Here is a 14,763-nt window from a genome sequence, read left to right as displayed (position 1 = left end):
GACTTCTATCCGTCCACAACACAGGTGATCTATGTTACCATGGAAAAACGTAAATTGTCTGAACGGCATGTTTCATTCTATGTCGTTTTGAAAGAAGGGAGGTTATTGGCTATGTCCACGATGAAAGTCTTGGTTGCCGATGACGATCCAAACGTACGCGAAATTATTCGCCTTTATTTTGAAAAACAACAAATCGAGCTCATCTCAGCAACAGATGGAAGAGAAGCTCTTGAGATGATGGAAAAGGAACAGCCGGATGTGGTCATTCTCGATGTCATGATGCCACAGGTGGACGGCTTTGAAGCATGTCGGGAAATCCGCAAGAAGTGGGATACGCCGATTATTATGCTGACGGCAAAGGATGAGGAGTTTGATCGTGTACTCGGCTTGGAGCTCGGAGCGGATGATTACGTAACGAAGCCGTTTAGTCCACGTGAGATCGTTGCTCGTATCCGCGCAATTATGCGCAGATTGCAGCCAAAGCCAAGAGTAGAAGATGAGGCAGTGCTTCGGACCTTTGCTTTTGATCAATTGACGATTGACCTGGATAAACGAGAAGTGATCGTTGCCGGGGAAAAAGTGAGCTTTCGCCCGAAGGAGTTTGATCTGCTAGTTCAACTTGTCAAATCTCCGGGAAGTGTATGGTCACGGGAGCAATTGCTGGAACAAGTGTGGGGCTTCGATTATTTTGGCGATGTTCGAACGATCGATGTTCATATTAAAAAGATCAGACAGCGATTAGATAAGCTCCCTTATGAATGCATTCAAACAGTTTGGGGGATCGGCTACAAGTTTGGGGTGGATAACTGATGCTAGGCATGTCGAAAAGTATCTATCGTAGACTGCTGGTCAGCTTTTTGGCTACCGTTTTGGTGGGGCTGGGGATTACCGGTATCGTTCTCTCCTTTTTTACGAAGGAGTACATCTACAATGCCAAGGAAGAAGAGCTTTTGCGGATGGCGAAAAAAGTGAATGCCGCTATCCATAACAGTAATGAAGTAAACAAACAGCTCTTGGACAAGCTGGCGATGCTGGACGAGTCATTTGATACCCGCATCTGGTTATTTGATACGAAAGGAAAAATCGTCGCGACTTCGATGAAGGATGAGATGCTTACGGGCAAGTCCGTGGCAGTTTCCATCGCGAGTAACGTGCTTCACGGAAAAAGCGCGGTAACCGAGCTGCAAATCGAAGGTCTGGATGACCCGATGTTGTCGGTCTCCGTCCCGTGGGGCGAGGGCGAAAACGTCTATGGCGGAATTATTTTGCACGCGCCGATTGAAGGAATTGAGAAAACCTTTGGTCAAATGCGCGAGTCGATTCTGTGGGCGACATTGTTTGGGGTGCTTCTTTCTACGATCATGGTTTCGTATTTGTCATGGTCAATCTCCCGCCCATTGCGAACCATTGAGAGAACAGCGGCTGAAATTGGTCGCGGGAATTATGCAGAGCGCGTTCAGGTCGATACGTCTGACGAGATCAGCGACTTGGCGCAGACGATCAATACAATGGCACAGAAGCTGGAGAAGGTAGAGCAGGAGCGTCATCATCTGGAGCAAGTGCGCAATGATTTTTTGGCGAATGTCTCCCATGAATTGCGGACGCCTCTCACCGCGATCCAGGGTTTTCTCGAGGCGTTGCAAGACGGCTTGGTAGAAGAAGAAGAGGCGCGACAGAAGTATTACGCTGTGATGTACACCGAAACGATGCAAGTGAATCGCTTGGTGGATGACCTGATGGACTTGATGAAGCTGGAGAACAACGAAGTAAATCTGGCCAAGTTCCCTGTCGATGTGGCAGATGTCATGAATCGGGTTGCTTTTTCCTTCCATCAAGAAGTAGAGGAAAAAGGGCTTCGCATGGGAGTAGAGGTAGAGGACGAGCTTCCGCGAATTTATGCTGACAAGGACCGGATCGCGCAAATTCTGAAAAATCTGGTGAAGAATGCGCTCAAGTTTACGACTACAGGTGAAATTCGCATGTGTGCTTCGCTGGAAGAGGAATACGTACAGATTCAAGTGATCGATACAGGGATGGGGATTGCCGCAGATGACCTGGATCGCATCTGGGAACGTTTTTTCAAAGTGGATCGGGGACGTTCCAAGAACAATAAAGGGACAGGACTTGGACTCGCCATTGTAAAAGAGCTGGTAGAACTGCATGATGGCAAATGTAGAGTAGAGAGTACGCCTGGGAAAGGCAGTACTTTTACGATATGGCTTCCAAGGATTAAGCCGGAGAACTAAAGCATGATCCACTCCAAATGATCATGGTCATACTTTTTTCATATTTTGATCATCGTTTTTTCCCACTTTCCTTACAGAATGGTTATCTTTGCCCGTTACGATATAGGTGTGACAGCGAGAAGGTCACGAAGCCAAGGAATGAAAGGGGAATGAACATGAACAAAAAATGGTTCTCCATTGCCACTGTCGCATTACTCCTGTCTGGCAGCTTGGTTGCCTGCTCTGACACAACAGGAACACCTGAACCGGCGACACAACCAGAGGGCACGACAAGCGAAACCGCTCCGGGCTCCTCCACTACTGATAGCGGACAATCGACCGATAGCTCGGTTTCGCAAGATCAGTCTACAACGGATGCCTCTGCGGACAAAGGTTCGTCTACGGAAGCACCTGCGACAGATGCCAATTCTGATGCAGGTACCAGCACTGGATCGCCTGGTGCTGCGGGAACTGACAACAGCGGTTCCACTGGACAGGCTGCAACGACTGACGCCAGCAAGAAGTAATCATTCACGAACTCGAAACACGTTCGTTTGAACTCCTCTACTTCCCTCCCGTTTTATATAACTTGATGACGGCCATAGGTCGTCTTTTTTTTGTCTAAGAAAAGTAGTCGTAGTGATGAGAGCCTGGAAGATACTTTGGTGGTATGTGGTATGATTATCCAAAATCATACAGAGCGAGCGGGAGGGAGAAGCATGATCACGTATCCATCGTTAAAAAAGGGCGCTACTATAGGGGTAACTGCGCCATCATCTGGTGTACCAGCGTATTTGCATGAACTAATCAGACTGGCATGTAGTCGTATGGAGAGCAGGGGGTATTCCATCGTTTGCAAAGATACAGTCTGGACACAGGAAAAAGCCAAGTCAGCTCCTGCCACAAAACGCGCAGCCGAATTGAACTCCCTGATGCAAGAGGAAGACGTCGATATCATCATCCCTCCCTGGGGTGGCGAGCTGCTGATTGAGATTTTAGACAAGCTTGATTTTCAGTCCATGCAACCAAAATGGGTGTTAGGCTATTCAGATGTGAGTGTGCTGTTGCTCGCGATTACATTAAAAACGGGGATGGCTACGGCCCATGGGACGAATCTGGTGGATTTGCGTGGAGCAGATATGGATGAGACGACCGCCATGTGGGAAACGGTTCTGTCAACGAAAGAGGGCGAATCTGTGTTGCAGTACTCTTCCCCGATGTATCAAAAGGAATGGCAGCATACGAATCCTTCGCCGCATATCTTTCACCTGACAGAACCGACTGTATGGAAAACCACAGAGACTACTCCCCACGTAAACATGCAGGGCCGGCTACTTGGCGGCTGTATCGATACCATTCGGCATGTGATCGGCACACCGTATGGGGACGTGCAAACGTTTCAAAAAGAACAGATCGGGAATGAAGCGATCATCTGGTATTTGGAAAACTGTGAGCTTTCTACGACCGATCTGCGCAGATCTTTGGTACAGATGAAGCTGGCCGGATGGTTCGATCATTGTGCGGGGATCATGTTTGGGCGCAGTCCAGCGAATCAGGCGGTCGACGGCTATACCGTGGAAGACGTCTATCAGGAGCTGGCTGCTGAGCTGCAAGTTCCTGTCCTCTACGATGTAGATTGCGGGCATATACCGCCACAAATCACGTTTATTAATGGAGCATTTGCTGAAGTGGAGCTATCTTTCGAAAAAGGAAGCGTCCGGCAATATTTTCGTCCATAAGCATAAGAAAACGAGGGCTTCCCAACGAATGGGAAGTCCTCGTAGCATGTAAGCATACATGATTTTTAGCCTTGCTTCTCGTTGTAATGGGGGAGAGGATGTTCCTTCGTCGATTCACGTGTTCGCAGAGTGGACAAGGCGACACCAAGGAAAATAAATGCGCCGCCAGCGAAAAAGCCAACACCCAAATGTTCATGTAGCAACAGCCAGCCTAAACATGCACCGACAATGGGCTGAACAAAAAAGAACCCAGCCCCACTCCCTGCGGGTATCAGCTCGAAGCCTTTGTTCCACAAATAAAAAGCACCTGCGGTAGAAACCATCCCGATATAGAGGACGCCTGCCCAGATGTCCCAACCAAATTGCCAGGAGACAGGCGTGACAGACAGCTCCCAAAACATGAGCGGACTCGTAAAGATGATGCCAAACAATGCTACGTAGGTAGTGACTAGCAGGGACGAATAGCGCTGCGTTGCCTTTTTGCTGAGAACGGTATACAATCCCCAGCTAATGGCTGCTACGAGCAAAATCAGGTTGCCTGTCAGGGAAGACTGGGCGTCAGCTTGATCTGGAACACCGATGACGATGATCACACCAATCGTCGCTAACAAAATACCCGCTGCCTGCTTCAGATGGATGCGCTCCTTTAGTAGCCAGACCGCAAAAATGGCAATAAAGGCAGGCGATGCGGAGGTAATCAATGCACCCATGTGGGCAGTAGACAGCTTGGTACCAAGAAATTGCGCGGCGATTGAGATCGTGACCCCGACGAAGGCGATGGCCATCAGTAGAGGATAATCCTTTTTCGCGACACGCTCCTTGTGAGCAACGGTAAATGCCCCCAACACGACTAAAGCAATGAGAAAGCGCAAAATCAATAGCGTGAACGGTGGAATTACTTCCAACACGACCTTGCTGACTACATAAACACCGCCCCAGATCGCTGCCGCGAGCGTTAGGCAGACAGCACCCAAAAACATTTGCTTCCATTGTGATTGTGACATAACAAGTCCCTCCCGGAATAATGAATCAATCATTCGAGCGTTATTCCGTAGCCGGGAGGCAGTAAGAGAACCGCTTCCTCACCGACTAGGAGAGGAGGGTGGGCACATCATTTTCAAAAAGGCGACGGTTCATATATTTCACCTCCTTACTTTGTATGGGTTAGCCACTTGGCTACCAGCAGCACCGGTTGTGTCAGACGACCGACTGGTGCCTCCACCTGACGATACTGCTCATACCCAAGCCGCCCCCAGAAAAGAAGAGCGGGTTCATTATGCGCAATGACACCGTGATGAACATGCTGACTGCCATGTTGGATGCAGTAGTCTTCTATGAGCGCCACTGCCTCTTTTCCAAAGCCCTGCTGCTGATAGTCGGCATGCAGTAGCAAGAGACTAATCCAGCTTTTTGGATCGTTTTCATTGGAGAGGACGATATGGATGACTCCGATGATCGTACCTTCACGAGTAATGGCGAGCCAATGCCCGGAAGGTATGCGTATGGTGGTGTCATATTCGGCTTCCAGATCAGCAAGACTTACTGTGCTCATGTCGTTTCGAAGCTGATTGTACTTTGGATTACTGTTGTAGGTGGCGAGTAAGTCGGGTAAGTCCTCGCGCAGCAATTCGCGAATGATGAGCCGCTCACCTGTCAGAATGAGACTCATTGAGTTCCTCCGTATTTGCGGATAAGTCCAATCTGCCCGCCGTGGTAGCCCATATGATAGATCAGACGACCAAGTGCCTGACGGGGAGTCAACGTGGCAATCGGTGCTTCACAGGGGATGTCCCACGCGTCTTTTGGCAGGGTAGCCAGAGAATCCAGCAAGTGATGGTAGGCAGCCTCTTTGAAAGCAAGCAAGGTAGACAAGTCGGTAAAATTTCCTTCATCCTTTACAGGTCCAATTGTAGTGAGGGTGATTTCGGACGGGATTGCTCTGCCGAAAAACATCATACAGAATCGATATTCAACTTCCGCGATGTGATGAATCAAAAATCCGATGGAATTGGAGCCCGGGGCCAGCTTCCAGCCAAGCTCGGCTTCATTCAAATGGACGAGTGCATCCTGATACCGGGAGCGAGCTGTTTGCAAGGTCGGCAATAGTTCTTGTTCGAACATCCAATCTTCCTTTCTGGTGTTTATTTTTTATTATAGGAAAAAGATCAGGAAAGAACAGCATGATCATTCGGAATATTTTGAATGAATGTTCACTCAGCTAGCTGAATTCGTTATACTGAAGAAAAACAAGGAGTGAGAACGATGGCTCATCGCTATAATTTAACTGTGCATTCTACTGATATTGATGTAATCGGACATGTGAACAATGCTAAGTATTTAGAGTACATGGAGTGGGCGCGTTTTGAGTGGATATGGGAGCAAGGATTTACACTGGATGAATTGAGGCGACGGGCCATCATGCCGGTAGTGGTCAATATAAATATTAACTACCGCAAAGAGTTGAAGATGCGTGAAGAGGTAACGGCGCTTACTACGGTGATCAAGGTGGGTGAAAAAAGCTTCGTCATCCGCCAGGAGCTGTACAACGCCGTAGATGTATTAGTGGCGGACGCCGATGTGACAATGGTCATGATCGATGCGAATACACGCCAGTCTATTTCTTTGCCAGTTGAGTTAAAAGAGACACTGCTTGTGGAATTGCCTAAAAGCTAAAGGGATCAGGATGACTTGCGAATGAAATCGCGGCGGAAATTATTCCATTCGAGAGCACGCAGCGCCAATGTCTCCAAGATACGCTCATGGCGATCTTGACCTTCCTTTAACTCAGCAACATCCTGCTTTAACGCAGCAACATCCTGCTTTAGTTCGGCAACATCGTTTTTTAACTGGTGAACTTCCATAGTCAAAGCTTCCATCTTGGCATCCAATTCGTCCTGCCGATCCATAAGAGCATGAGCAACCAAACGCAACTCATTCATACCCTCTATCAAAATATCCAGTTTTTCGTTAGACATGTTTCCACCTCCTTTTTCCGTTACAATGATCATAACAAAAGACAGAGTCATATGCACAATGAAACAGCAAGAAAAAGGGAAGGGGACGCAACTCAGCCATGTCCAAATTTACAACAATCCTATTTGATCTCGACGACACTCTCTTCGATTTTTCAGCTTGCTGGGAGAAAGGGATGCAGCAGACGATCGCGGCCCATGCACTTACAGCAGAACTAGACCAAGAGAAATTCCTTGAGGCTCTGCGGCGCCACGGAGATGATTTGTGGGTCGATGTGATTGCCAAACGCTACGATTTTACGCAATACAGAAGGTTACGTTTTCAGCGAGCCATGGCTGATTGTAACCGACAGATTGAAGTGGAGCAGGTCGACGATTTTCAACGCGCCTATCAGGCGGCATGTATGGATGCAGTCCAGCCAGATGTCACTGTTCAGTCTACCATTGCGAAGTTGGCAGAAGAGCATACGCTAGGGATTGTCACCAATGGCCCTGTCGATATGGCTTTTATCAAAGTGGAGCGGTTGGGTTTGTCTGCGTATTTTCCTCGGGAGCGGGTGTTTATCTCCGAAATCATCGGACATCATAAGCCTGATCTACGCATATATGAACATGTTCGTGAAAAACTCGGTGTTGAGAGCAAGCAGGTGCTGTTCGTTGGAGATACGTGGGAGGCAGATGTAGCAGGCGCGATGGACGCAGGCTTCTCAGCGGTTTGGATCAATCCAGGTGGGAAGAAGCCTACTTCCGAGCATCAGCCATTCGCTGTCATTGAACGACTGGATCAACTTCTCGCAATCTTGTAGAAAAAAGCAGCCCGTTGCCCCATAGCTGTTTTCGGTGGCAATCAAGCTGCTTTTTTCTAAGTATTTTCTTGCTTCTTTTGTTCCTCACGTTTTGCGTACTGCTTTCTCATGAAAAGGATGAGAGTAACAATAATCAGCCCAATTAAAATCCCAATAGCTCCCGGTGTAAGATTTCCAAAAAAGATTTTATACAGTAACATCCCTGTCAGGATAACGGCAAACTCCAGATATCTACTGGCCATGCGAATCTTCCCCCATTTACATGAGCCTGATTATCGATGGTTTCTACTAACCTGATCTTTCATTTTTTCATGCTGACTCTTCCTGTACTTTGTGATGAAAAAGATGAGATTGAGGACAATCAGGCCAATCGTGATTGACATACTTCCGGTGGTCACGCTTTTTCCTATCGAGATGTTGAAAAGCAGCATCCCGGATAGAAGCAGGGCAAAAACGAGATTAAGCATCATGAGCTTCTTCCCCCATAAAGATTCGTTCGAGCGAAGGTACTTCAACGTTCACGCCATAAATATCCACGCGTCCCTGAACAAGAGCACGAACGAGGGTTGCCACTTTTTGATCATCATCGACCTGGATCGAGAGACGCCCGTCTTCCCAAATCGTATTGCGCCCGAGTGACTCAATAAAGGTGCGCAGGTTTCCAGAATCCTCTGTAGCAAAAGCCGAGTGGCGCACATGCACAGATCTCCATGCCTGATGGGCAGCTTGCAACTCATCGAGAGTGCCGAGTGAACTGATTTTTCCGCTTTTCATGATGGCGATGCGGGTACAGATTTTCTCGACTTCATTCAAATTGTGCGAGGTCATGAAGATCGTTTTTCCTTGTTGATGGAGCTTGCGCAGCAAATTTTGAATATGCAGGGCTGATTCGACGTCTACGCCAGAAGTAGGTTCATCAAGGAAGATGAGCTCTGGGTCTCCGACTAATGCTTGGGCAATACCCAGCTTCTTTTTCATCCCGAAGGAAAAGGTTTTGGCTTTGCGGGATGCATGCTCCTCAAGCTCAACGGCTGTCAGGATACGCATGCATTCTTCCTTTGTCAGTGTGACGCCTTTTACCTGAGCGAAATAGTGCAGGTGCTCCGCAGGAGAGAGATGGTCGTAGAAGGTGGAGTAATCCGGCAGTACGCCAATTCGTTTTTTCCATCCCTCTGTATGGGCATCTTCTCCAAACATGCGAATGGTGCCTGCTGTCGGAATCAGAATACCTGTCAGCATATTGATAAAGGTCGATTTTCCTGCGCCGTTTCGACCGAGGAATCCGAAAATCTCCCCGCTGTGCACAGTAAGACTGACGTCATTCACGACCGTGCGATTGCCAAAGCGCTTGTTCAACTGTATGGTCTCGATCATTGCCATTAACAATCCCTCCGTCGGAATAAGTACATAGAAGCGATTAGAAAAGCTGCTGCATAGAGCCATATGAAGCCGGTCCAGGCGCCACCTTTTTCCATAAATGAAAAGGGTGTCAAATATTTAATCCATGGTGCTGCTGGGTGACTGGAGAAGGTGCTCCACAGACCGAGACCTGGCATAATCAGTGCGATCACAATTCCCAAAAACATTGTGTAGCTGGGGCGAGGTATCACGAGCGAGAGCAGCAGTGCCAGCGAGATGCAATAGATAAGCAGGGATACGCAGAGGTAAAAGGTCTTGGCGTCAAACGTTTGCACGGTGGCTAAAACTACGCCAAACGTAATAAGCATGCAGGTTAGCCAGAAGAACGCCACTCCGAGAAATTTCCCTAAAATGATCTGATTGCGTGAAGTCCGGGTGACGAGAAAGCGAATCGTCCTGCCCGCTAGCTCACGATTTATGACATCATGGGACAGGCTGAATACAAACAACGGCCCAAACAGCATGATAAGTACAAAGATACCAAGCGCATGTCCCTGCGCCAGCTCCTGTTGTGGCAGAAAGCTTGCTGCCTGATTGACGAGGTCAGAAACCAAGTACGAGATGCCTACGATAAAGGCAACGGTAATTAACGATTTGATACTTTTAAACAACCGAAAAAATTCGTGTTGGCAAATAGCCCACATAGGTGAATCCGCTCCTTTCTCCTTCATCATAATGGCCAGACCTTTCCCCTACTAAAACGCTACCTTACCATTTCCTTATCTTTTTTGTTGGCGTCGTTTCTCATGGTAGAATGAATGACAGCAGGGGAGGGAACGGATATGGAGAAAGAAGCAAGAATCTTGCTGGTAGATGATGAAGAAGCGATTTTGCAGATGCTCCAAACAGTGCTGAAAAAGGAAGGCTTTGTCCAGATCGATACATGTACGACAGCAGCAGAGGCGATTCGTCTTGTGGAGGAGAAGACATACGACTTGTTGATTCTGGATGTGATGCTGCCTGATAAAAATGGCTTTGAGCTGTGCGGAGCAGTGCGCCAGCGAACAAAGGCACCAATCTTTTTTCTGACAGCAAAGGGCACGGATTTTGATAAATTAAGTGGATTCGCTTATGGAGCGGACGATTATATTACGAAGCCGTTTCATCCGTTAGAGGTGGTTGCCCGGATGAAGGCTCATCTGCGCAGAACCTTGGGGGGATCTGCTCCATCGACGGAAGAAAAACGCTTTGATTTTGGACGTTTTCACGTAAATGCGGAGGCAGCCGAGCTGTTCGTGAACGGAGAGCGAGTAGACTGCCCGGCGCAAGTATTTTCCTTGCTCGTCTTCTTCTGCCAGAATCCAAACCGAGTATTTACGAAAGAACAAATATACGATCATGTATGGAAAGACGAGTACGGGATGTTTGATGAAAATACAGTCATGGTGCACATTCACAAGCTGCGCCAGCGCATAGAAGAAAATCCGGGACAGCCAAAGCTCCTGGTCACGGTGAGAGGGCTGGGCTACAAGCTGGTTAGCCCGGCAAGACAGTCATGAATTTGCGGAATAAGCTGATCTTTCAATATGTCCGGCAGCTGTTCGGATTTCTCCTCGTTTTACTGCTATTTCTGATTATCGCGATGCTGGGGTTAGGCTGGCGGATCATGAACGAGCAATTGTCCATCGATTTGTCCAGGCTGGATGCGTCTGATTTGACGTTGAAGATTGATTATGAGGGGGAGCGTATTCACGTCGAGCCGGAAATCGAGAAGAGCGTGGCGAGACATCAAGGCTGGTTGCAGATCATCGACAAGCACGGCAAAATTCTGTACAACTATCGGACACCTGCTGATGTTCCCAGTCAATTTGGGCCAGGGGAGTGGATCGCTTATGTAGAAAATCGTGATGCTTCTCATTATCACATCACACATTGGGTCATTAACCAATTTGACGAGAACATTATCATCCTTTATGGAACACCCGCTCCCGAAAAAGAAATGATGAAGCGCCTGATCGCAGCAAAAACGGGAAAGAGCAAGGAGACATGGAACGAGTTGAACAAAAGCTTTTCCCAAGAAAAGGCATGGTACTTGGTATACGATCGTGCGGGGAAACTCATCCATCAATGGAATCACCCGAACGCTTCCGCCCAGTTAGACATGACGGAAGTTCTTCAGAATGGTGAGACAGCCAAAAATGTTCCTGTTCATATCACTAGCAGATATGACAAAAATAGCGATTTGACATACGTAGTGGGCATTCCGAATCCAACCTATCAGTCTGGTGTCCAAGAGACGTCTGAGGATGCCATGGTCAAGGAAACGTTCCTTCAGATCGGTATTGTTTTGATCCTGGTCGTTTTATTCGCAGGCAGCTGGTATGCTTGGCGGGTAGGTAAGCCGCTCTTGCATATGGTGAATTGGCTGGAAAGACTGGCCCAAGGTCGCTATGAGGAGCCCATCGGGAAAAAAGGAAAACCAATCGGAAGGAATTGGCGTGGGAAAGAAAAGAAGTCATTTCGTGTGTTCAAGGATGTGTTTGACGCTCTCCGGCATCTGAGTGAAACCTTGCGTTCCAATGAAAAGCTTCAACGAGAGATCGAGCAGACGCGAGAGGAATGGATTACTGGGCTCTCCCATGATCTTAAGACACCGCTGAGCTCGATTTACGGTTATGCTACCTTTTTGGAGTCCGAACAGTATGAGTGGGACAGAAAAGAAGTCAGCGAATTTGGGAAAACGATACGGGAAAAGTCAGACTACATGAACGGGCTGATTGAGGATTTGAATTTGACCTATCGACTTAAGAACCAAGCTTTGCCGATGGTCAAACAACCTGTCGCGATCGTAGAAACCATTCGCAGGATTGTGGTGGATATGGTGAACGATCCGAGCTCTTCTTTGCATGACATCGAATTTTCGGCGAATGTCCAATCGATAACAGCCGAGGTCGATCCAATCTGGTTTCGCCGCATCATCGTCAACATTTTGACAAACGCGATCAAGTATACTCCGACAGGTACACACGTGCTCGTAGAGGTACAGTCAATTGCAGCAGATCAATTTGTGGTCAAAATTGCCGACGATGGTCCGGGGATGGATGAGACGACACTGGCCAATCTGTTCGAAAGATACTACCGAGGTGGGCATACAGGAGAGAATACCAGTGGAACGGGGCTGGGGATGGCGATAGCCAAGCAGCTCGTCTTGGCTCACGGGGGAGAGATTACGGTGGACAGCAAGCTAGGTAGCGGAACTGTTGTCGTAATGACGTTTCCTGCGGTCACCAGCTAGCTGGTTTCTATAAGGAAAGCCAAGGGATTCGCATTGTCCCTTGGCTTTTTCTAGTATTACGGTTTCGAAATAAACGTTTGAATGACTTTGCCATCCTCTTGACGCTCTTGATAGTGATTGGCTGTGTAATCGCGGATGCTGGCACGCCAAAAGCCGATAGCAGGCATGTTGTTTTCCAATTGAAAGACTTCCCAGGCACCTGGGAACATTTTGAAGATTTGATGGGAGGCCGTTTTTCCGATCCCCAGCCGACGGTAGCGTTTCATGATAAAAAACTCGGCAATGGAGTGGATCGATGGCAAATTTGGACCAGAGCTTGTGAGCATGCGGACAAGGACAAACCCGGCCAGCTTACCATTTACCTTGATAAAAAAGGGATGGCGTTCTGGTTCTACCCAATACTTCTCAAAGTAGTCATAGCCAAACAAGCCGTTGTCATCTACTTCGAAAGGCTCAAACTCAGTGAAATCGTACGTATACAGCTCCAACAGTTGCTTGAGAGCGTGCTTCTGTTCAAAAGGAACTCGTTCTATCGAGAATGCGTGATTCACTGAGAAAACCTCCTTCATCCATGAGTGATACGAATATCGTACTCTATTTATCAGCTTGTGGAAACAAATGGTAGACATTTCTTTATAGAACGTAATTACAAAAATACCCTATAGAACGACTTTTTCAAAAGTCTGCTCTATAGGGTACACTTTTTTCCCTCTAATGAATCGCTTTCTTCTTAAACTGCCCACCGCGCACATCGTGAATATTGCCGACAGCCAAGAAGGCATTCTCGTCAACTTCTTCCACGATCAGCTTCAGCTTGGCTTCTTCTAATCGTGTAATAATGCAGAAAATTACTTTCTTGTCGTCTCCAGTATAGCCGCCTTCACCATTTAAATAGGTCACACCACGGCCCAGACGAGCAACAATCGCATCTCCCAAATCCTTGTGATTGTCGCTAATGATCCATACCGCTTTCGACTCCTGGAAGCCTTCGATGGTCAGATCGATCATTTTGAATGCAATGTAGTAGGCGATCAGCGAGTACATCGCGCGATCCCAACCGAATACAAATCCGGCACTGCTCAAAATGAATAAGTTCATGAACATAACGATCTCACCAACGGAGAACGGAGATTTCTTGTTAAGTAGTACAGCGACGATCTCTGTACCATCCAGAGAGCCTCCATAGCGAAGAACAAGTCCTACACCAATCCCGAGAAGTATGCCGCCAAATACAGCTGCAAGCAGGGGATCATCCGTTAGCCCTGGGACAGGGTGAAGGAGTGTCGTTCCAATTGACATGATCGTAACCCCAAAGAGGGTCGAGAGTGCAAACGTTTTTCCGATTTGCTTGTACCCTATGATTAAGAAGGGCAAGTTAAGCACGAAAAGGAAAACGCCAAGAGGCAATCCAGACAGATGCGAGGTAATAATCGAGATACCTACGATTCCACCGTCGATAATATTGTTCGGTACGAGAAAAATCTCGAGTGCTACCGAGAACAGGGAAGCACCAATCAGGATACCGAAGACCCTCTTGAGCAATTTTCCAATGGGTAATTTCTGATGAGTCGATTTTGCAAGTGGTTGTTCCATCGTTCCTCTCCCCATTGTGAAATTTTTTACTTACTTAGCTATTATAGCATTCATTCTTATGCGATTACTGCACAATTACACTTTTTAGTAAAAAATATTCCATTCAGACTTGTTCAGACTCATTTATACGCTTAAAATCTCGTTCAGGCGTGAAAGTGGAGATAGCGAGTGTTTGTATTGACTGGTTATACAGAAATTGCTATTTTCAAACTGTTAGGAAAATAGTTGGGGGGAAGTTTAATGGGTTTCTTCAAAACGGAGATAGAAGTATCATCATCCATAGAGCTGGTTTGGTGGGCATGGACACGAAAGGAACGGCTTGTTCAGTGGTTTGCGCCTGATGCAACGATTGAGCCGTATCTGGGCGGAACGTACGAATTATACTTCAATCCAGCCAATCGCGACCAAATGGGGACGAAAGGGTGCATCATTACCCATTTTGAACCAAAGGAGCGTTTGGGCTTTACATGGAAGGGACCGGATGAATTCGCAGATACCATGAATCACGAGGATGCCTTGACTTACGTGCTTGTCACCTTGTCTGAAGCAGAGGGGAAAACGCAAGTATTGGTCGAGCATTTCGGTTGGAAAGAGGGAGAGGAGTGGGAAAAGGCTCGGGGCTGGCACGAAATGGCTTGGTCTCATGTTTTGGGGAGCCTGAAATCTGCACTTGAATCGGGCAAAGGAGATCTGTGCTGCTCTCCACAGGCTGCCCATCAAGGGTAGATTTTGAAGATTCGTCCGTCATGGCGAGCCAATGTGATGATTACATAT

At 47.6% G+C, this 14,763-nt stretch carries 19 protein-coding genes; 9 read left to right on the top strand and 10 right to left on the bottom strand.

The window, feature by feature from the left end:
* The first annotated feature begins 111 nt into the window (after positions 1-111).
* The 4 genes from POF51_RS09450 to POF51_RS09435 all read left to right on the top strand — a co-directional run bounded on the left by POF51_RS09450 (position 112) and on the right by POF51_RS09435 (position 3,964).
* Entirely contained in the window at positions 112-810 is a 699-nt protein-coding gene (locus tag POF51_RS09450) for a response regulator transcription factor (protein ID WP_017250044.1), read from the top strand.
* The gene (locus POF51_RS09445) at positions 810-2,246 is read left to right on the top strand and encodes a sensor histidine kinase (RefSeq protein ID WP_069846814.1); all 1,437 of its coding nucleotides are present in this window, start codon (positions 810-812) and stop codon (positions 2,244-2,246) included. The genes POF51_RS09450 and POF51_RS09445 overlap by 1 nt, the downstream gene beginning before the upstream one ends.
* 155 nt (positions 2,247-2,401) lie before the next feature.
* Positions 2,402-2,752, top strand: a complete 351-nt coding sequence (locus POF51_RS09440; protein ID WP_017250046.1) for a hypothetical protein — start codon at positions 2,402-2,404, stop codon at positions 2,750-2,752.
* A gap of 192 nt (positions 2,753-2,944) precedes the next feature.
* Positions 2,945-3,964: a S66 family peptidase gene (locus tag POF51_RS09435; RefSeq protein ID WP_069846812.1), complete on the top strand. Its 1,020-nt coding sequence runs from the start codon at positions 2,945-2,947 to the stop codon at positions 3,962-3,964.
* A gap of 65 nt (positions 3,965-4,029) precedes the next feature.
* Here the strand turns inward: POF51_RS09435 and POF51_RS09430 are convergent, their stop codons facing one another.
* The 3 genes from POF51_RS09430 to POF51_RS09420 all read right to left on the bottom strand — a co-directional run bounded on the left by POF51_RS09430 (position 4,030) and on the right by POF51_RS09420 (position 6,085).
* Positions 4,030-4,968: a DMT family transporter gene (locus POF51_RS09430; RefSeq protein WP_069846809.1), complete on the bottom strand. Its 939-nt coding sequence runs from the start codon at positions 4,966-4,968 to the stop codon at positions 4,030-4,032.
* Positions 4,969-5,114: 146 nt separating this feature from the next.
* Positions 5,115-5,633, bottom strand: coding sequence for a GNAT family N-acetyltransferase (locus tag POF51_RS09425; protein ID WP_271755241.1), 519 nt, complete (start codon positions 5,631-5,633; stop codon positions 5,115-5,117).
* The gene (locus tag POF51_RS09420) at positions 5,630-6,085 is read right to left on the bottom strand and encodes a DinB family protein (protein ID WP_069846806.1); all 456 of its coding nucleotides are present in this window, start codon (positions 6,083-6,085) and stop codon (positions 5,630-5,632) included. The genes POF51_RS09425 and POF51_RS09420 overlap by 4 nt, the downstream gene beginning before the upstream one ends.
* A gap of 141 nt (positions 6,086-6,226) precedes the next feature.
* Between POF51_RS09420 and POF51_RS09415 the strand changes: the two genes are divergently transcribed.
* Entirely contained in the window at positions 6,227-6,637 is a 411-nt protein-coding gene (locus POF51_RS09415; RefSeq protein WP_069846805.1) for an acyl-CoA thioesterase, read from the top strand.
* Between the two features lie 5 nt (positions 6,638-6,642).
* Here the strand turns inward: POF51_RS09415 and POF51_RS09410 are convergent, their stop codons facing one another.
* A complete protein-coding gene (locus POF51_RS09410; protein ID WP_069846802.1) occupies positions 6,643-6,939 on the bottom strand; it encodes a hypothetical protein in 297 nt (98 codons plus the stop codon).
* A gap of 98 nt (positions 6,940-7,037) precedes the next feature.
* Here POF51_RS09410 and POF51_RS09405 point away from each other — a divergent pair, with 98 nt between their 5' ends.
* Positions 7,038-7,742: an HAD family hydrolase gene (locus POF51_RS09405; RefSeq protein ID WP_069846800.1), complete on the top strand. Its 705-nt coding sequence runs from the start codon at positions 7,038-7,040 to the stop codon at positions 7,740-7,742.
* Positions 7,743-7,798: 56 nt separating this feature from the next.
* Here the strand turns inward: POF51_RS09405 and POF51_RS09400 are convergent, their stop codons facing one another.
* From POF51_RS09400 to POF51_RS09385, 4 genes are read right to left on the bottom strand one after another with little or no spacing between them, the layout of a single operon-like run.
* Positions 7,799-7,984: a hypothetical protein gene (locus POF51_RS09400; RefSeq protein ID WP_069846798.1), complete on the bottom strand. Its 186-nt coding sequence runs from the start codon at positions 7,982-7,984 to the stop codon at positions 7,799-7,801.
* 30 nt (positions 7,985-8,014) lie between these two features.
* Positions 8,015-8,212, bottom strand: coding sequence for a hypothetical protein (locus POF51_RS09395; RefSeq protein WP_069846795.1), 198 nt, complete (start codon positions 8,210-8,212; stop codon positions 8,015-8,017).
* The gene (locus tag POF51_RS09390) at positions 8,202-9,122 is read right to left on the bottom strand and encodes an ABC transporter ATP-binding protein (protein ID WP_069846793.1); all 921 of its coding nucleotides are present in this window, start codon (positions 9,120-9,122) and stop codon (positions 8,202-8,204) included. Before POF51_RS09390 ends, POF51_RS09395 begins: the two co-directional genes overlap by 11 nt.
* Entirely contained in the window at positions 9,122-9,835 is a 714-nt protein-coding gene (locus POF51_RS09385; RefSeq protein ID WP_083261613.1) for an ABC transporter permease, read from the bottom strand. Before POF51_RS09385 ends, POF51_RS09390 begins: the two co-directional genes overlap by 1 nt.
* Before the next feature lie 108 nt (positions 9,836-9,943).
* Here POF51_RS09385 and POF51_RS09380 point away from each other — a divergent pair, with 108 nt between their 5' ends.
* Together POF51_RS09380 and POF51_RS09375 are read left to right on the top strand one after the other, a co-directional pair.
* Positions 9,944-10,660 carry a response regulator transcription factor gene (locus POF51_RS09380; RefSeq protein WP_069846790.1) on the top strand — a complete coding sequence of 239 codons (717 nt, stop codon included), beginning with the start codon at positions 9,944-9,946 and terminating at the stop codon, positions 10,658-10,660.
* Positions 10,657-12,396: a sensor histidine kinase gene (locus tag POF51_RS09375; RefSeq protein ID WP_069846788.1), complete on the top strand. Its 1,740-nt coding sequence runs from the start codon at positions 10,657-10,659 to the stop codon at positions 12,394-12,396. Before POF51_RS09380 ends, POF51_RS09375 begins: the two co-directional genes overlap by 4 nt.
* 56 nt (positions 12,397-12,452) lie before the next feature.
* Here the strand turns inward: POF51_RS09375 and POF51_RS09370 are convergent, their stop codons facing one another.
* Both POF51_RS09370 and POF51_RS09365 read right to left on the bottom strand, forming a co-directional pair.
* Positions 12,453-12,947, bottom strand: a complete 495-nt coding sequence (locus POF51_RS09370; RefSeq protein WP_069846785.1) for a GNAT family N-acetyltransferase — start codon at positions 12,945-12,947, stop codon at positions 12,453-12,455.
* Positions 12,948-13,107: 160 nt separating this feature from the next.
* A complete protein-coding gene (locus tag POF51_RS09365; RefSeq protein WP_017250060.1) occupies positions 13,108-13,989 on the bottom strand; it encodes a YitT family protein in 882 nt (293 codons plus the stop codon).
* A 240-nt stretch (positions 13,990-14,229) separates the two neighbouring features.
* Here POF51_RS09365 and POF51_RS09360 point away from each other — a divergent pair, with 240 nt between their 5' ends.
* A complete protein-coding gene (locus POF51_RS09360; protein ID WP_069846782.1) occupies positions 14,230-14,715 on the top strand; it encodes an SRPBCC family protein in 486 nt (161 codons plus the stop codon).
* Positions 14,716-14,763: the final 48 nt, after the last annotated feature.

Source organism: Brevibacillus sp. AG (assembly GCF_028369215.1).
Classification (GTDB): Bacteria; Bacillota; Bacilli; order Brevibacillales; family Brevibacillaceae; genus Brevibacillus; species Brevibacillus porteri.
This window is presented reverse-complemented; position numbering and strand designations above follow the sequence as displayed.

Excerpts from the sequence above, each read along its gene's own strand:
- POF51_RS09450 (WP_017250044.1), top strand. The coding sequence starts at position 112 with ATGTCCACGATGAAAGTCTTGGTTGCCGATGACGATCCAAACGTACGC.
- POF51_RS09445 (WP_069846814.1), top strand. The coding sequence starts at position 810 with ATGCTAGGCATGTCGAAAAGTATCTATCGTAGACTGCTGGTCAGCTTT.
- POF51_RS09440 (WP_017250046.1), top strand. The coding sequence starts at position 2,402 with ATGAACAAAAAATGGTTCTCCATTGCCACTGTCGCATTACTCCTGTCT.
- POF51_RS09435 (WP_069846812.1), top strand. The coding sequence starts at position 2,945 with ATGATCACGTATCCATCGTTAAAAAAGGGCGCTACTATAGGGGTAACT.
- POF51_RS09430 (WP_069846809.1), bottom strand. The coding sequence starts at position 4,968 with ATGTCACAATCACAATGGAAGCAAATGTTTTTGGGTGCTGTCTGCCTA.
- POF51_RS09425 (WP_271755241.1), bottom strand. The coding sequence starts at position 5,633 with ATGAGTCTCATTCTGACAGGTGAGCGGCTCATCATTCGCGAATTGCTG.
- POF51_RS09420 (WP_069846806.1), bottom strand. The coding sequence starts at position 6,085 with ATGTTCGAACAAGAACTATTGCCGACCTTGCAAACAGCTCGCTCCCGG.
- POF51_RS09415 (WP_069846805.1), top strand. The coding sequence starts at position 6,227 with ATGGCTCATCGCTATAATTTAACTGTGCATTCTACTGATATTGATGTA.
- POF51_RS09410 (WP_069846802.1), bottom strand. The coding sequence starts at position 6,939 with ATGTCTAACGAAAAACTGGATATTTTGATAGAGGGTATGAATGAGTTG.
- POF51_RS09405 (WP_069846800.1), top strand. The coding sequence starts at position 7,038 with ATGTCCAAATTTACAACAATCCTATTTGATCTCGACGACACTCTCTTC.
- POF51_RS09400 (WP_069846798.1), bottom strand. The coding sequence starts at position 7,984 with ATGGCCAGTAGATATCTGGAGTTTGCCGTTATCCTGACAGGGATGTTA.
- POF51_RS09395 (WP_069846795.1), bottom strand. The coding sequence starts at position 8,212 with ATGATGCTTAATCTCGTTTTTGCCCTGCTTCTATCCGGGATGCTGCTT.
- POF51_RS09390 (WP_069846793.1), bottom strand. The coding sequence starts at position 9,122 with ATGGCAATGATCGAGACCATACAGTTGAACAAGCGCTTTGGCAATCGC.
- POF51_RS09385 (WP_083261613.1), bottom strand. The coding sequence starts at position 9,835 with ATGATGAAGGAGAAAGGAGCGGATTCACCTATGTGGGCTATTTGCCAA.
- POF51_RS09380 (WP_069846790.1), top strand. The coding sequence starts at position 9,944 with ATGGAGAAAGAAGCAAGAATCTTGCTGGTAGATGATGAAGAAGCGATT.
- POF51_RS09375 (WP_069846788.1), top strand. The coding sequence starts at position 10,657 with ATGAATTTGCGGAATAAGCTGATCTTTCAATATGTCCGGCAGCTGTTC.
- POF51_RS09365 (WP_017250060.1), bottom strand. The coding sequence starts at position 13,989 with ATGGAACAACCACTTGCAAAATCGACTCATCAGAAATTACCCATTGGA.
- POF51_RS09360 (WP_069846782.1), top strand. The coding sequence starts at position 14,230 with ATGGGTTTCTTCAAAACGGAGATAGAAGTATCATCATCCATAGAGCTG.